Source organism: Nocardia sp. CNY236, assembly GCF_000482385.1.
In the GTDB taxonomy this organism is placed as follows: Bacteria; Actinomycetota; Actinomycetes; order Mycobacteriales; family Mycobacteriaceae; genus Nocardia.
The window spans coordinates 26,469-41,477 of sequence record NZ_KI519395.1; the positions used below are offsets into that span (position 1 = coordinate 26,469).

At 66.9% G+C, this 15,009-nt stretch carries 11 protein-coding genes; 10 read left to right on the forward strand and 1 reads right to left on the reverse strand.

All coding sequences use genetic code 11. The features are described 5' to 3' along the window. Positions 1–9: 9 nt before the first annotated feature. A complete protein-coding gene (locus K940_RS0124305; RefSeq protein ID WP_028479603.1) occupies positions 10–621 on the reverse strand; it encodes a helix-turn-helix domain-containing protein in 612 nt (203 codons plus the stop codon). Positions 622–720: 99 nt separating this feature from the next. On the opposite strand from K940_RS0124305, the gene K940_RS0124310 reads away from it, so the two are divergent. The 10 genes from K940_RS0124310 to proB all read left to right on the forward strand — a co-directional run bounded on the left by K940_RS0124310 (position 721) and on the right by proB (position 14,872). After that, the gene (locus tag K940_RS0124310; RefSeq protein WP_036530228.1) at positions 721–1,650 is read left to right on the forward strand and encodes an NAD(P)/FAD-dependent oxidoreductase; all 930 of its coding nucleotides are present in this window, start codon (positions 721–723) and stop codon (positions 1,648–1,650) included. A 411-nt stretch (positions 1,651–2,061) separates the two neighbouring features. Beyond that, positions 2,062–4,740 carry a valine--tRNA ligase gene (locus tag K940_RS0124315; RefSeq protein WP_028479605.1) on the forward strand — a complete coding sequence of 893 codons (2,679 nt, stop codon included), beginning with the start codon at positions 2,062–2,064 and terminating at the stop codon, positions 4,738–4,740. A 92-nt stretch (positions 4,741–4,832) separates the two neighbouring features. Beyond that, positions 4,833–6,203 (forward strand): folylpolyglutamate synthase/dihydrofolate synthase family protein, encoded by a 1,371-nt coding sequence (locus K940_RS0124320; RefSeq protein WP_051407535.1) that lies wholly within the window; start codon positions 4,833–4,835, stop codon positions 6,201–6,203. A 64-nt stretch (positions 6,204–6,267) separates the two neighbouring features. After that, positions 6,268–6,684, forward strand: a complete 417-nt coding sequence (locus K940_RS0124325; protein ID WP_028479607.1) for a DUF4233 domain-containing protein — start codon at positions 6,268–6,270, stop codon at positions 6,682–6,684. 182 nt (positions 6,685–6,866) lie between these two features. After that, positions 6,867–7,283, forward strand: coding sequence for a nucleoside-diphosphate kinase (gene ndk / locus K940_RS0124330; RefSeq protein WP_028479608.1), 417 nt, complete (start codon positions 6,867–6,869; stop codon positions 7,281–7,283). A 456-nt stretch (positions 7,284–7,739) separates the two neighbouring features. Then, positions 7,740–11,099: a translation initiation factor IF-2 N-terminal domain-containing protein gene (locus tag K940_RS0124335; RefSeq protein WP_028479609.1), complete on the forward strand. Its 3,360-nt coding sequence runs from the start codon at positions 7,740–7,742 to the stop codon at positions 11,097–11,099. A 316-nt stretch (positions 11,100–11,415) separates the two neighbouring features. Continuing rightward, positions 11,416–11,727, forward strand: a complete 312-nt coding sequence (gene rplU, locus K940_RS0124340; RefSeq protein ID WP_028479610.1) for a 50S ribosomal protein L21 — start codon at positions 11,416–11,418, stop codon at positions 11,725–11,727. 22 nt (positions 11,728–11,749) lie between these two features. Next, positions 11,750–12,016, forward strand: a complete 267-nt coding sequence (gene rpmA / locus K940_RS0124345; RefSeq protein WP_028479611.1) for a 50S ribosomal protein L27 — start codon at positions 11,750–11,752, stop codon at positions 12,014–12,016. Positions 12,017–12,134: 118 nt separating this feature from the next. Next, on the forward strand, positions 12,135–13,589 hold the full coding sequence (gene obgE / locus K940_RS0124350; protein ID WP_028479612.1) for a GTPase ObgE: 1,455 nt from the start codon (positions 12,135–12,137) through the stop codon (positions 13,587–13,589). 140 nt (positions 13,590–13,729) lie between these two features. Next, positions 13,730–14,872, forward strand: coding sequence for a glutamate 5-kinase (gene proB, locus K940_RS0124355; protein ID WP_051407510.1), 1,143 nt, complete (start codon positions 13,730–13,732; stop codon positions 14,870–14,872). The last annotated feature ends 137 nt before the right edge of the window (positions 14,873–15,009 follow it).

The window sequence follows — 15,009 nt, forward strand, 5'->3', positions numbered from 1 at the left end:
ATCCTGCGATCAGCGATCGACCGTGGGTCGGGTCGCTTTCGGGCCGGCTGTGCGTGCGCGTAGATGCATACGTTCCCCGTGGGGACCGAACAGGCTCAGGATCTCGGCGGGGCTGTGGTCTGCGCCGCTGAACCAGTGCGGTTGGCGAGTGTCGAATTCCGCAGCCTCACCGGGGCCGAGGACCAGATCGTGGTGGCCCAGCACCAACCGGAGCCGTCCGGACAATACGTACAGCCATTCGAAGCCCGTGTGCACTTTTGGGGCGGGGTCGCCGCGATCCGGCGAGACGATCATCTTGTATGCGCGCAGCGGCCCCGGCTGGTTGGTCAGGGGGAAGACGGTGAAACCGTTCAGCTTTCGCGCTGTTGTGGGCATTGCGGGGTCGGTGTTCTGCGGTGGGTAGATCAACTCTTCCACTGGTACCCGGTGAGCCAGTGCGATCGGCAGCAGCAGTTCCAGGCTGGCCCTGCGTTGCCCGGACTCCAGTCGGGAGAGTGTGCTCTTGGAGATCCCCGTGGTTTCCGCCAGCGTGGAAAGCGTGATGTTGCGGCTGGTACGCAAGGCCTTGAGTCGTGAGCCGATCCCGGCGAGAGCATGGACGACGGATGGTTGCGCGTGCATGACACCAGTGCAGCGCCACTTCCCGATTTCGGCAACTTTTATTGCTGAAACAGCGATGTCAGTGTCACGCTGTGCGCGGAGGTGATCGCAGTGAGTGCGATGGACAGCGAAATTTATGATGTAGCGATCGTGGGTGGCGGTGCGGCCGGGTTGTCGGCGGCGCTGATCCTGGCCAGAGCACGGCGACGGGTCGTGGTGGTTCGAGGCAGTGCGCCCCGCAATGCGCCAGCGGCTCATATGCACGGCTTCCTGTCGCGTGATGGAATGCCGCCTGCGGAGTTGCTCGCTCTCGGCGCCGCCGAGGTCTCGGGCTACGGCGGGGAACTGCTCGACGACGTCGTGGTCGGGGCATCGACCGAGACCCCGGAGGACTACCGGCTGCGGCTCGGTGGCGGCCGCGTCCTGCGGTCGCGACGCGTGCTGGTCGCGACCGGTCTGCGCGACGAACTGCCCCGTCTACCAGGCTTGCGCGAGCGCTGGGGCCGCGATGTGGTGCATTGCCCGTATTGCCACGGCTACGAGGTTCGTGACCAGCCCATCGGCCTGCTCGGCGCCACCGAACCCGGTGCGCAGGCGCGCGCGATGCACCTGGCGCTGCTGCTGCCGCAGTGGTCGGAGGATCTGATCTTCTTCCCGCACGGAATGCCGCTTTCCGGCAATGACCGCGCCCAGTTGGACGCGCGCGGGGTTCGAGTGCTCGACGGTGAAGTCGCCCGCCTGGTCGTGGACGGAGACAGACTACGCGGTGTGGAAATGGCCGACGGGCGCGCAGTGCCGCGGACGGCCATGTTCGTAGTGTCCGGCCTCCGCGCCAACAACGATGTCCTGGCTGCGCTGGGCTGTGCATTCGATGACGACGGCTGGGTGGTCACCGATCCTTCGGGGCGAACGAGTGTCCCAGGCGTCTGGGCTGCGGGCAATGTCCGCGATCGGATGGCCCAGGTGATCACCGCGGCCAGCGCGGGTGCCGCGGCTGGGGGTGCGATCAATGGTGACTTGGTGATGGCGGCCACGATGCTCACTTCATGACACGAACTTCCGGAATGGGACGCGCCGGATTCTGAGAATTGCATATGGATCTCGGGCCGGGCCACCAATCGCCGGTAAGCTACAGAGATAGGCGGAGTGTTCGGTGTCCCTCATCCACCGAAGGCTCCGCCTTTTCCATTGTCCTCGGTCCTCCCCATTATCCTCGGTCTTTCCATTGCCCTGGGCCTTTTCCACTGCCCCAGACCTTTCCACTGCCCCAAGGCCTTTCCAACGTCCTCGACCGACGTGTCGTGCGGCGCCCCGGTTCGGGTGGGTTTCGCTCGGGTCCGGCGCCCGGTGTCGGCGCCGACTCGGGTGCTCCGCTCTGCGGTCGGCTGCACGAATGGCCGAGTCGAACGACTGGGTCGACCAACCGGCGATGGCATGATGTGCGCACTCTAGAATCGCGGAGTGACCAGCGCAACCGATGACACTTCGCGTAATCGTGCCGATGCCCTTCCCAAGAGCTGGACCCCCGGTGAGGTGGAAGCCCAGATGTACGAGCGCTGGGTAGCGGCTGGCCATTTCACTGCCGATCCCGACAGCGGCAAGCCCCCGTATTCGATCGTGCTGCCCCCGCCGAATGTCACCGGCACACTGCACATGGGCCACGCCCTCGATCACACGTTGATGGACACGCTGTCGCGGCGCAAACGGATGCAGGGCTACGAGGTGCTCTGGTTGCCCGGCATGGACCACGCGGGTATTGCCACTCAAACAGTGGTGGAGAAGCAACTCGCGGCGGACGGCAAGACGAAGGAGGACTTCGGCCGCGAACTGTTCATCGAGAAGGTGTGGGACTGGAAGCGTGAATCCGGTGGCAGCATTCAGTGGCAGATGCGTGCACTGGGTGACGGCGTGGACTGGAGCCGGGACCGTTTCACCATGGACGAGGGTCTGTCACGTGCCGTGCAGACCATCTTCAAGCGGCTCTACGACGCGGGGTTGATCTATCGCGCGGAACGACTGGTGAATTGGTCGCCGCAACTGCGCACGGCGATCTCCGACATCGAGGTCAAATACGCGGAAGTGGAAGGCGAGTTGATCTCGCTGAGGTACGGCTCGTTGGACGACGATCAGCCGCACGTCGTCGTGGCGACCACTCGCGTGGAGACCATGCTCGGTGATACCGCGATCGCGGTGCACCCCGAGGACGCACGCTACCGGTCTCTGGTCGGCACCACTCTGGAACACCCGATCACCGGCAGACAGATCCCGGTCGTTGCCGATGACTATGTCGATCCCGAATTCGGTTCGGGTGCGGTGAAAATCACACCCGCCCACGATCACAACGACTTCGAGATGGGTCTACGTCACGGTCTACCGATGCCGACGATCATGGACGAGCGTGCTCGGATCGCCGGCACCGGAACCGAATTCGACGGCATGGATCGGTTCGAGGCGCGCGTCGCGGTGCGCGAGCGGCTGGCGCGGGAAGGCCGGATCGTCGCCGAGAAGCGGCCGTACCTGCACAGCGTCGGACACTCCGAACGTTCTGGTGAGCCGATCGAACCGCGGCTGTCGATGCAGTGGTGGGTGAAGGTGGAATCGCTGGCCAAGGCGGCGGGGGATGCGGTGCGCAACGGCGATACCGTGATCCATCCCAAGAGTCAGGAGCCACGGTGGTTCGACTGGGTCGACGGCATGCACGACTGGTGCATCTCCCGCCAGTTGTGGTGGGGCCATCGCATTCCGATCTGGTACGGCCCCGAAGGCGATGTCGTCTGCGTCGGCCCCGGCGAGCAGCCGCCCGAAGGCTGGGTGCAGGACCCGGATGTGCTCGATACCTGGTTCTCCGCGGGGCTGTGGCCGTTCTCCACCATGGGATGGCCACATGCCACTGCCGAACTCGAGAGGTTCTATCCCACCAGCGTTCTCGTCACCGGGTACGACATCCTCTTCTTCTGGGTGGCGCGAATGATGATGTTCGGTACCTACGTCGCCGAGGATGCTGCGATCACCGCGGGCAAAGGTGGCGAGCGGCAGGTGCCGTTCCGCGATGTGTTCCTGCACGGCCTGATCCGAGACCAATTCGGCAAGAAGATGTCCAAATCACGCGGCAATGGAATCGACCCGCTGGATTGGATCAGCACCTTCGGCGCCGACGCGACCCGGTTCACCCTCGCGCGCGGCGCGCAGCCGGGCGGGGACCTCTCGGTCGGCGAACCTCATGTGTTGGCCGCGCGCAGCTTCGTGACGAAGCTGTTCAACGCGGCCAAGTTCGCGTTGATGAATGGCGCTCGGGTCGGTGATCTTCCCGACCGAACCCAGCTCACCGATGCCGACCGGTGGATTCTGGATCGGTTGGAAACGGTCCGGGCCGATACGGATGCGGCGTTCGACGCCTACGAGTTCGGCAAGGCATGCGCGACGCTCTACCACTTCGCCTGGGACGAACTGTGCGACTGGTACCTGGAATTGGCCAAGGTGCAGTTCGCGGTAGGCGCAGCCCGCGCGGAGGCAACTCGCGTGGTGCTGGGCACGGTGCTCGATACGGTGCTGCGCTTGCTGCACCCGGTCGTTCCGTTCGTTACCGAGGCGCTCTGGCAGGCGCTGACCGGCGGGGACTCCGTGGTCGTCGCGCCGTGGCCGCGCCCGTCCGGCATCGCCGCGGACCAGGCCGCGATGCAGCGGATCTCCGACCTGCAACGGCTGGTCACCGAGATCCGGCGGTTCCGCAGTGATCAGGGCTTGGCCGACAAGCAGAAGGTGGCTGCCACACTGGTCGGCACGACGGCCGCCGGTTTGGGCGAGCTGGAGGCGTCGGTGATGAACCTGGCCCGACTCACCGAGCCCGCAGATGGTTTCGCTGCGACCGCGTCGGTGGAGGTGCGCCTGAGCACCACAACGGTGACGGTGGAGTTGGACACCTCGGGTGCAATCGATCTACAGGCCGAACGCCGCCGCCTGGAAAAGGATCTCGCCGCAGCCCAGAAGGAACTCCACACGACTGCGGCCAAGTTGGGTAACGACAGCTTCATGGCCAAAGCCCCGGGCCATGTGGTCGACAAGGTCGAAAGCCGGCAGCGCAGTGCCGTCGCGGAGGTCGCGCGCATCGAATCGCGGCTGACGGAGTTGAGCGGCACGTGAACCGGCAACCGCACTCGGAGCATGGCGACGACCGGCACTTCGGCGCCGGTGCTCGGCTCGAGTCCGGCCCCTCTCCGGTGGAGTTGGCCGACATGGCGCTGGTCGAAGCGGAACTCGATCGGCGGTGGCCGGAAACCAAGATCGAGCCTTCGCTCGCCCGGATCGCGGCATTGATGGATCTACTCGGCTCACCCCAGCGGAGCTACCCGGCCATCCACGTCGCCGGCACCAACGGCAAGACCTCGGTGACCAGGATGATCGACGCACTGCTCACCGCGTTGCATCGGCGCACCGGCCGGATCACCAGTCCGCATCTGCAGTTGGCGACCGAACGGATCAGTATCGACAACACGCCGATTTCCCCGGCCCGATATACCCAGACCTATCGCGAACTGCTGCCCTATATCGAGATGATCGACAAGCAGTCGGCGGCAGCGGGCGGTCCGGCCATGAGCAAGTTCGAAGTGCTCACCGCGATGGCGTTCGCCGCCTTCGCCGAGGCGCCGATCGACATCGCGGTGGTGGAGACGGGCATGGGCGGCACCTGGGACGCCACCAACGTCATCGATGGGCAGGTCGCGGTGATCACACCGATCGGTCTGGACCATATGGACTACCTCGGACCGGACTTGGAGTCGATTGCGCGTGAGAAGGCCGGCATCGTCAAACGCGCCCCCGCTAGCGTCGTACCGCACGACACCGTAGCCGTGCTCGCCGAGCAGGAGCCCGAGGCGATGGACGCGCTGTTGCGGCGAGCGGTCGACGTGGACGCCGCGGTCGCGCGAGAGGGCGCCGAATTCCGCGTGCGCGCCCGGCAGATCGCCGTCGGTGGTCAGGTGCTCGACCTGCAGGGACTCGGCGGAGTATACGACGAGATCTTCCTTCCGTTGCATGGCGAGCACCAGGCCCGCAATGCGGTGCTCGCGCTCGCGGCGGTGGAGGCGTTCTTCGGAGCGGGTGCACAACGCCAACTCGACGTCGATGCGGTGCGGGCCGGTTTCGCGGTCGTGACCAGCCCCGGCAGACTCGAGCGCCTCCGTGGTGCGCCGACCATCTTCGTCGATGCCGCGCACAACCCTGCTGGGGCGCGGGCGCTGGCGGCGGCGCTCGGCGCGGAGTTCGATTTTCGGAAATTGGTCGGCGTGGTCGCTGTCCTCGGCGACAAGGACGCCGCGGGGATTCTCGCGGCGTTGGAGCCGGTGTTCGATGAAATCGTCGTGACCAGCAACGGATCGCCGCGCGCGTTGGACGTGGGGACCCTCGCCGACCTCGCAGTACAGCGCTTCGGCGATGAGCGGGTGGTTACCGCGGCAAGCCTGGCCGATGCGCTGGAAACCGCTGTGGCTATGGCCGAGGAGGTCGGCGCACCCGGGGAGAGCGTGTCCGGGTCGGGTGTGGTGGTCACCGGCTCGGTGGTGACGGCGGGAGCGGCTCGCTCGTTGTTCGGAAAGGACCCGGCGTGAGCGTTGGACAGGGTCGTGGTCGGCATCGTCGACGAAGGGCCGCGAGTGCCGAGGAGGCCACGATATGAGCGAATCCGCCGACCCGGGCGAAGCGCCCGCGCCGCCGCCGGGCGCTGACCCGTGGAAGGGCTTGCGTGGGGTGATGGCGGGCACCTTGGTGCTCGAGGCGATCGTGGTATTGCTCACATTGCCGGTGGTAGCCGATGTCGCGGGCGGAGTGACTGTGTGGACGGGCACCTACCTCGTGGTGCTGTCGGTGGTGATGTTCTTCGGCGCCGGCGTGCAGCGCCGGTCGTGGGCGTTGGCGTTCAATCTGGGACTGCAGGTCTTCGTGCTGCTCGGGGCGTTCATTCACGTGTCCATCGGGATCGTCGGTGTCGTGTTCCTCACGGTCTGGGGATTCATCCTGGTGCTGCGCGCCGACGTGCGTCGTCGAATGGCGCACGGATTGTTGCCGAGCCAGCGGATCCCGCCCACATGACACCGCGCTCGTCGCGTCGAATGCCGCGCGTGTCGGCCCGAACGCGCAGCAAGATCGCGGTCCGGACCGAATGAAGTACCGCGGCAGGCGGGCGGTTCCCGGCGTGCGGTCGTGTCCGGGCAGGGGAGGCGGACTCGGCCCGGTCGCCGCCGCGCCGCCGCGAGCCCACTAGGCTGTGCGCCGTGACTGAACAGACGTTGGTACTCATCAAGCCGGACGGTGTGGCCCGCGGCCTCGTCGGCGAGGTGCTGGCACGCATCGAGCGCAAAGGCCTGAAGATCGTGGCCCTCGAGCTGAAGCACGTGTCGCGGGAGCTGGCCGAAGCCCACTACGCCGAACATGCCGACAAGCCGTTCTTTCCTTCGTTGATCGAGTTCATCACTTCGGCTCCGGTCGTGGCTGCCATAGTGGAGGGGCCACGCGCCATCTCAGCGTTCCGACAGATCGCCGGTGGTACCGATCCGGTCGAGAAGGCAGTGCCCGGAAGCATTCGCGGAGACTTCGCTCTGCAGACACAGGAGAACCTGGTTCACGGGTCCGACTCGCCGGAGTCGGCCAAGCGTGAGATCGTCCTCTGGTTCCCGGAGCTGCCGGCCTGACCGGCGGTCGGCCCAGCGCCGGCACGGGTCACGGCGCTTCGGGCTGGGCGGAGTCGAGCGCCGATCGCGGACGCCCGGCGCGCGGTGTGGGATACTGACAGCGGCTGCTCCCGACGCAGACCGTTCGTTCACATGTGTGGGCGGGATGTGTCGAGCGCAGTCGGGTGACGTCGTGATTCGATGCCGATCATCGCTGCCATGAGCAAAAGGCCTGTTCACTGAGCTCATTTGTTCGGAAGGGCACGCTGGATGAGCGCTCGAATCGCGGAGTTCAGCCATACAGCCAGGCGCCGCGTGACCAGTTAGCCCGAACGGCGATCGACCGAGGAGACAACCGGGCACGCGGGGCGAGACACTTGACTTTGCGCCCACCGGGCGTGAGTCCGACCGATAGCGCCCCCGCGTCGGCCGCGTTTCTCTCTTCGAGGGACGCGCCCGGGGGCCCGAGGAGACTTCGTGGCCGATCAAGCGCCGCTGGAAACAACATCACAGGATGCCGAGCAGTTGCCGGAGCGAATCCGGGTTCACGCACTTGCCAAGATGCTGGGGGTCACGAGCAAGCGCATCCTGGCCGAACTGACCGTGTTGGGGGCAGAAGCGCGCAGCGCCCAATCCAACGTCGAGCGCGCGGTCGCGGAGTCGGTCCGCGACGCGCTGACTGCGGTCGAGGCACCCGTGCCGGCCGCGCAGTCTGTGGGAGGAAAGCCGGACGCGCAGCCCGTGGCGGGAAAGGAGGGCTCGTCCGGCCGAGCGAGTGCGGACGACCCTGTGGGTGGGACGACCCCGCCCCCGGCCCCCGCCGCTCCCGAGACGGCGCTGCCGTCCGCCGCCGGTGTCGACGCGGGTATGCCGGCTGCCGCTGGGATCGAGACGAACCAGCCGGCTACCGCCGGTGCCGAGGCAGATCTGTCGGTCGCTGCCGAGACAGCGTTGCCGGCGGCTCCGGTTGCCGTGGAGCACGAACCGCTTCTCGGGACCGAACAATCGGATGCGCCATCGGAGGCCGCGTCGTTCACCGGGGCGGGTGTCATCTTCTCGGCGGCGGATGCGTCGAGTGCCGGACAGCGGACGCCGCCCGGACCTTCGGCGCAGTTGTTCACCCATTCGGCTCAGCCCGACCCGGTTCCGGTCGGTGCCGAAGTGTTCGAATCCGCCGCAGTGGTGCAGGCGCCGCTGTTCCTGCCGCCGGATGCGGCGGCGGCCGAGCAGGAGCGTCGTCAGCGTCGTGCCGAACGTGAGGCCCGGCGCGTCGAAGAGCCCTCGCCAGAGCAGGACGACGAGGACGGCGACGTTCCCGACGGCGACGTTACCGAGGACGTGCGCGAGTCGGCCGGCCAGCACGGTGACGTCGACGGACAACCGCGCCGCCGCCGCCGCGGGCGTCGTGGTCGTGGTCGTGGTCGGGGCGAACAGTCCGCCGACATCGACGGTGGCAGCGAAGAGTCCGAGGACGAGACCGACGACCAGCCGACGCCAGCGGTCGAGGAGTCCGCCGACACCGCGGATCCCGGCGAGCCGACCGGGGCCGACGCCGCCGAGGGCGACGGTGCGCCGGATGGCCCGAGCCGTCGGCGCCGTCGGCGCCGTCGGCGCAAGGTGGCCGGCGAAACCGGCGAGAACGACTCTGCCGAGGACGATCCGCCCAACACCGTCGTGCACGAGCGTGAGCCGCGCAACAAGAGCCGCGGTCGGGCCGCGGTCGACGAGGTCCAAGGTATTACGGGTTCGACCCGGTTGGAGGCGAAGCGGCAGCGGCGTCGCGACGGTCGCGAGGCCGGACGCCGACGTCCGCCGATTCTGACCGAGTCGGAGTTCCTGGCGCGCCGCGAGGCGGTAGACCGGGTCATGGTCGTGCGGGAGAAGTCCTTCGCCGATCAGCCCACGGCCACACAGGTTGCCGTGCTCGAAGACAAGGTCTTGGTCGAGCATTTCGTCACCAACACCGGCTCCGCGTCCATGGTCGGCAATATCTATCTGGGCAAGGTGCAGAATGTCCTGCCCAGCATGGAGGCGGCCTTCGTCGACATCGGGCGCGGACGCAACGGAGTGCTGTACGCCGGTGAGGTGAACTGGGAAGCCGCCGGACTCGGCGGCAAGGAACGCAAGATCGAGCAAGCTCTCAAACCCGGAGACCAGGTGCTGGTCCAGGTGAGCAAGGACCCGGTCGGCCACAAGGGCGCTCGTCTGACCACTCAGATCAGCTTGGCGGGGCGCTTCTTGGTCTATGTACCCGGTGGCACTTCCACGGGGATCAGTCGCAAGCTGCCCGACAACGAGCGCAAGCGGTTGAAGGAGATCTTGCGCGACATCGTGCCCGCCGACGCCGGCGTGATCATCCGCACTGCATCCGAAGGGGTCAGCGCCACCGAGCTGGCTCGGGACGTGGAACGCTTGCAGGCGACATGGCGCACGATCCACGAGCAGGCGGCTACCGACAGCAGCGCGCCGACAACGCTGTACGAGGAGCCCGACTTGTTGGTCAAGGTCATCCGGGACCTGTTCAACGAGGACTTCTCCAAGCTGGTCATCGAGGGTCGTCGCGCCTGGGGCACGGTGGAGAAATACATCGGTACGGTCGCACCGGACCTCCTGGCCAGAGTCGCTCGCCATGAGAACGACGACGTCGATGTGTTCGAGACCTACCGGATCGATGAACAGTTGGCCAAGGCCATGGATCGCAAAGTGTGGCTGCCGTCGGGCGGAACCCTGGTGATCGACCGCACCGAGGCCATGACCGTGATCGATGTGAACACCGGCAAGTTCACCGGCTCCGGCGGCGGCAACTTGGAGGAGACGGTCACCAGGAACAACCTGGAGGCGGCCGAGGAGATCGTGCGCCAGATGCGGTTGCGTGATATCGGCGGCATGATCGTTGTCGACTTCATCGACATGGTGCTGGAGTCCAACCGTGATCTGGTGCTTCGCCGTTTGACCGAGTCGCTGGGTCGTGACCGCACGCGCCATCAAGTGTCCGAGGTCACCTCGCTGGGTCTGGTTCAGATGACCCGCAAGAAACTCGGTACCGGCTTGGTCGAAGCCTTCTCCACCACCTGTGAGCACTGTCACGGTCGGGGCATCGTCGTGCACACTCGTCCCGTGGAGTCCGGTGCAGACGACGAAAGCACCGGACGTGCTCGCGAGGGTGGTTCGCGGCGGCGGCGCGGCCGAGACCGCGGCGCCCTCGCGCAGAGTCAGGCGGCGAATGGGTCCGGCGCCACGATCGACCGCACCGACGAGGACGCAGCTGCCAAACGCGCGCACCCGGTCGCGTTGGCCATGGCGGCACACCAGTCCGAGGAGACCGATCAGGAATCCGAATCCGCCGACGAGATCCGTGAAGCCGCGACCACAACGGACGCCCCGGCGCCCGATGGTGCCGGTGACTCGGACATGGGCGAGTCCGCCGGTCGAGACGAGGCCGTTCGGGTCGTCGAGGAAGGCGAGGTCAGCGTCGCCGCGGCCGGTACGACCGAGGTGTCGCTGCGGGCCGAGGAATCGCACAGCGGTGTCACCGAGCAGGTGGTAGAACCAGAACCCGGGTCGACCCACCAGCCCGCGGGCGCCGGTCCAGGCTCCTCGGCGCCCAGTCGGAGTGCGCCGGCACCACACGCTCGTCGGCGCAGAGCGGCGCGCTCGGCCGCGGCGCCCGCCATGGACAGTTCGGGAGCGGTATTCGTGCTACCCACAGGGGAGCAACCGCCCGGTGGGCGCGTCGACTACCACCACGTGGACGTCGCAGAGGTGCCTCCGCGCACTCGCCAACCACGGCGCGCGGTCGGTCGTCCCGCCGGCGCGCCGGAGACCACCGCGCACTGACCCGACGTTCCCTGTGCGGCTACCTCGGATTCCGGGTGTAGCCGCACAGGGCGCACATCGTCGGATGCGCGGTATGGCGAGATCTACCAGCGGTTTGGTTGTGGCGGTGGCCGTCCTGTAATCTTGGACAGTCGCTGCCCGATGGCAACATGGTTTGTCTTCGTGGCCCGGTTCTCGACAGCTCGACCAGGAGCCATCAGGTGCCGAGGAGGCGGCAGTTACCAGACCAGTCGTGTGGCGGCGTCCGGTGCATCTGCCCGGAAGAGCTGTCGCGTGAACGAGTGCCGAGCACTACAGGAAGAAGGGCAGCCGACCGATGGCAACGTACGCGATCGTCAAGACCGGCGGAAAGCAGTACAAGGTCGCGGTCGGTGACCTGGTGAAGGTCGAGAAGATCGAGGGTGCACCGGGTACCGCTGTGGCGTTGGATCCGGTCCTCGTGGTCGACGGCGCGCAGTTGACCACCGATCCCACGAAGCTGGCCACGGTCTCCGTGGCCGCTGAGGTGGTCGAGCAGACCAAGGGTCCGAAGATCCGCATCCACAAGTTCAAGAACAAGACCGGCTACCACAAGCGTCAAGGGCACCGTCAGCCGCTGACGGTTCTGAAGGTCACCGGCATCCAGTAAGACACACCGAGGAGAACCAGCCATGGCACACAAGAAGGGTGCATCCAGCTCCCGGAACGGACGCGATTCCGCCGCCAAGCGGCTCGGTGTCAAGCGCTTCGGCGGCCAGACGGTCAAGGCGGGCGAGATTCTGGTCCGTCAGCGTGGCACCCACTTTCACCCGGGGGCCAATGTCGGGCGTGGTGGCGACGACACTCTGTTCGCCCTCGCAGCGGGAGCCGTCGAGTTCGGCTCCAAGCGTGGACGCAAGACCGTGAACATTGTCGTTCCGGAGCCGGCGCAGGCCTGACCGCCCAGCCACTTTCGGATACCAGCGAACGGGTCAGGGTCGCGAAACCCTGGCCCGTTTTCGCGTTGCCGAACAGCCGCCACGAATACGACCGGCCCAGAGGAGGATGATTCGGCGTATGTCCAAGTTCATCGACCGAGTCGTGCTGCACGTGCGGGCGGGTAATGGTGGCCACGGGTGCGCCTCGGTCCATCGGGAAAAGTTCAAGCCACTGGGTGGACCCGACGGCGGCAATGGCGGCAATGGCGGCAACGTAATCCTCGAGGTCGATTCCAATGTGCACACCCTGCTGGATTTTCATTTCCACCCACATGCCAAGGCAGGCAACGGCAAGCCGGGAGAGGGCGGGAACCGTGATGGCAAGCAGGGTGGCGATCTCGTCTTGAAGGTGCCCGACGGCACGATGGTGCTCGACGCCGAGGGGTCGGTGCTCATCGACCTGGTCGGTGTCGGCAACCGCTTCGTTGTCGCGCGTGGTGGGCGTGGCGGCCTGGGCAATGCCGCATTGGCGTCGAAGGCGCGCAAGGCTCCGGGTTTCGCGCTACTCGGGGCGGACGGCGACGAGCTGGACCTGGTGCTGGAACTGAAGTCCGTCGCCGATGTCGGACTCGTCGGCTTTCCCTCGGCAGGAAAATCGTCGCTGATATCGGTGTTGTCGGCGGCGAAGCCGAAGATCGCCGACTATCCGTTCACCACCTTGGTGCCCAATCTCGGTGTCGTCGCCAGCGGTGACACCACATTCACGGTTGCGGATGTGCCCGGATTGATTCCGGGAGCGAGCACGGGTCGCGGATTGGGCCTGGATTTTCTGCGACACCTGGAGCGCTGTGCGGTGCTTGCACATGTGGTGGACTGCGCCACCTTGGAGCCGGGGCGCGATCCGATATCCGATGTGGATGCACTCGAAGCCGAACTCGCCGCCTATGCGGTAGCGCTGCGCGCCGACGCCGGTCTCGGTGATCTGGCCACCCGGCCGCGGGTGGTGATCTTGAACAAGATCGACGTGCCAGACGCCGCCGAACTGGCCGACATGGTGACCTCGGAATTCACCGAGCGTGGGTGGCCGGTGTTCGCGATATCGACCGTGAGCCGGGCCGGGCTGCGCCCCTTGACTTTCGCACTCGCCGACCTGGTGCACCGATACCGGAACGCGCACCCGAAGGCGGCGCCCGCGCGGCCGGTCATCCGTCCGATCGCCGTGGACGAGAGCGGATTCGGTGTGTTTGCCGACCCACAGGAGCCAGGTGGCTTTCTCGTGCGCGGCGCCCGGCCCGAGCGTTGGGTGCGGCAGACGCAGTTCGACAACGACGAGGCGGTGGGTTACTTGGCAGACCGTCTGGCGCGTCTGGGGGTCGAGGAGGAATTGATGCGGCTCGGTGCCCAACCCGGAGCGCCGGTGACCATCGGCGATGTGACCTTCGAGTGGGAACCACAGATCTCGGCCGGCGTCGATCCGGTGCCCACCGCCCGGGGCACCGATGTGCGCTTGGAGCAGTCGAATCGGGTGTCTGCGGCGGAGCGGAAGCACGCATCCCGAGCACGGCGTGGGCTGCTCCGGGAGGACGAGGAGTAGACCGTGGTGGGCGGGCGGGTATCCACGTCGTCGCGGTACCTCCGCGGCGCGGCCGGGTGCGCCTACCGCGGATCGACTGTGGGCATCGAATCTGCCTCGGCTGCCGTAGGATCGTCCGTGGTGCAGGGGGTCCGAGGGACATGCAGGTGAGTTCGACTACTGCTGGGGCGAATGCGTCCGGCCCGAGCGTCGCTCGGCAGGCGATTTCCTCGGCGCGGCGAGTCGTGGTGAAGATCGGCTCGTCCGCATTGACCAGCCTGGAGGGTGGGCTGGACACCGCGCGGCTGGATCGGCTCGCCGACGCGGTGGAGGCGCGGATGCGCGTGGGGTCGGATGTGGTCGTGGTGTCTTCGGGGGCGATCGGTGCGGGCATCGCACCGCTCGGACTGAACAGCCGCCCGCGCGATCTGGCCACCAAGCAGGCTGCTGCGAGCGTCGGTCAGATGGCGCTCGCCCATGCGTGGGGGACATCGTTCGCGCGGTATGGACGCACGGTCGGGCAGGTGTTGTTGAGCGCCGACGACTTCGCCCGCCGCGAACATCACCGCAATGCCCAGCGAACCTTGGACCGCCTGCGGGCGCTCGGCGCCGTCGCCGTGGTGAACGAAAACGATACCGTCGCAACGGAAGAGATCCGATTCGGCGACAACGACCGGCTCGCCGCGCTGGTTGCGCATCTGGTCGGTGCCGACGCCCTCGTGCTGCTGTCGGATGTCGATGGCCTCTACGATGGCGACCCGCGACGGGGTGCGGCCACCTTCATTTCCGAGGTCACCAGCAACGCGGACTTGGACGGTGTGATCGCCGGCAGTGGTGGTGCACTCGGCACCGGTGGCATGGCGTCCAAACTATCCGCGGCCAGACTCGCGGCCGACGCAGGCGTACCGGTCCTGCTGGCTGCCGCGGCCTCGGCCGCCACCGCACTGACCAGCGGCACAGTGGGAACCGCGTTCGCTGCGCGCCCGGTGCGCTTGTCCGCCCGCAAGTTCTGGGTTCGGCACGCTGCTGACAGTCGCGGCGCGCTCCTACTCGACGACGGCGCCGTGCACGCTGTGGCGCACCGGCGCCGGTCCCTGCTTGCCGCGGGAATCATCGGTCTTCGAGGGCGCTTCCATGGCGGAGATGTGGTCGACCTGGTGGCGCCCGACGGACGGGTCATCGCCCGCGGCGTCGTCGAGTACGACAGCGCGGAGCTGGCGAGTGTTCTGGGCCGCTCCACCGCCGAGCTACCCGACTCGATGCGACGTCCGGTTATTCACGCCGACGATCTGGTCAAGGTGTAGGACACACACCGCGCAGACACCCGAGAACCTCAGGACGGGACCACACCCGGTTGGTTGGTGTTGGGCCGCTCGCTCTGGTTTCGCTCGGTTGGGCCGGTGACGCCGGGTTGGCCACCTGGGTCGGGGAGTGGGAGTTG

What these genes read in the sequence shown, in the direction of transcription:
- K940_RS0124325 (WP_028479607.1), top strand. Translation starts at nt 6,268, where the DNA reads ATGAGCGAATCCGCCGACCCGGGCGAAGCGCCCGCGCCGCCGCCGGGC.
- proB (WP_051407510.1), top strand. Translation starts at nt 13,730, where the DNA reads ATGCAGGTGAGTTCGACTACTGCTGGGGCGAATGCGTCCGGCCCGAGC.
- K940_RS0124320 (WP_051407535.1), top strand. Translation starts at nt 4,833, where the DNA reads ATGGCGCTGGTCGAAGCGGAACTCGATCGGCGGTGGCCGGAAACCAAG.
- K940_RS0124310 (WP_036530228.1), top strand. Translation starts at nt 721, where the DNA reads ATGGACAGCGAAATTTATGATGTAGCGATCGTGGGTGGCGGTGCGGCC.
- rplU (WP_028479610.1), top strand. Translation starts at nt 11,416, where the DNA reads ATGGCAACGTACGCGATCGTCAAGACCGGCGGAAAGCAGTACAAGGTC.
- K940_RS0124305 (WP_028479603.1), bottom strand. Translation starts at nt 621, where the DNA reads ATGCACGCGCAACCATCCGTCGTCCATGCTCTCGCCGGGATCGGCTCA.
- obgE (WP_028479612.1), top strand. Translation starts at nt 12,135, where the DNA reads ATGTCCAAGTTCATCGACCGAGTCGTGCTGCACGTGCGGGCGGGTAAT.
- rpmA (WP_028479611.1), top strand. Translation starts at nt 11,750, where the DNA reads ATGGCACACAAGAAGGGTGCATCCAGCTCCCGGAACGGACGCGATTCC.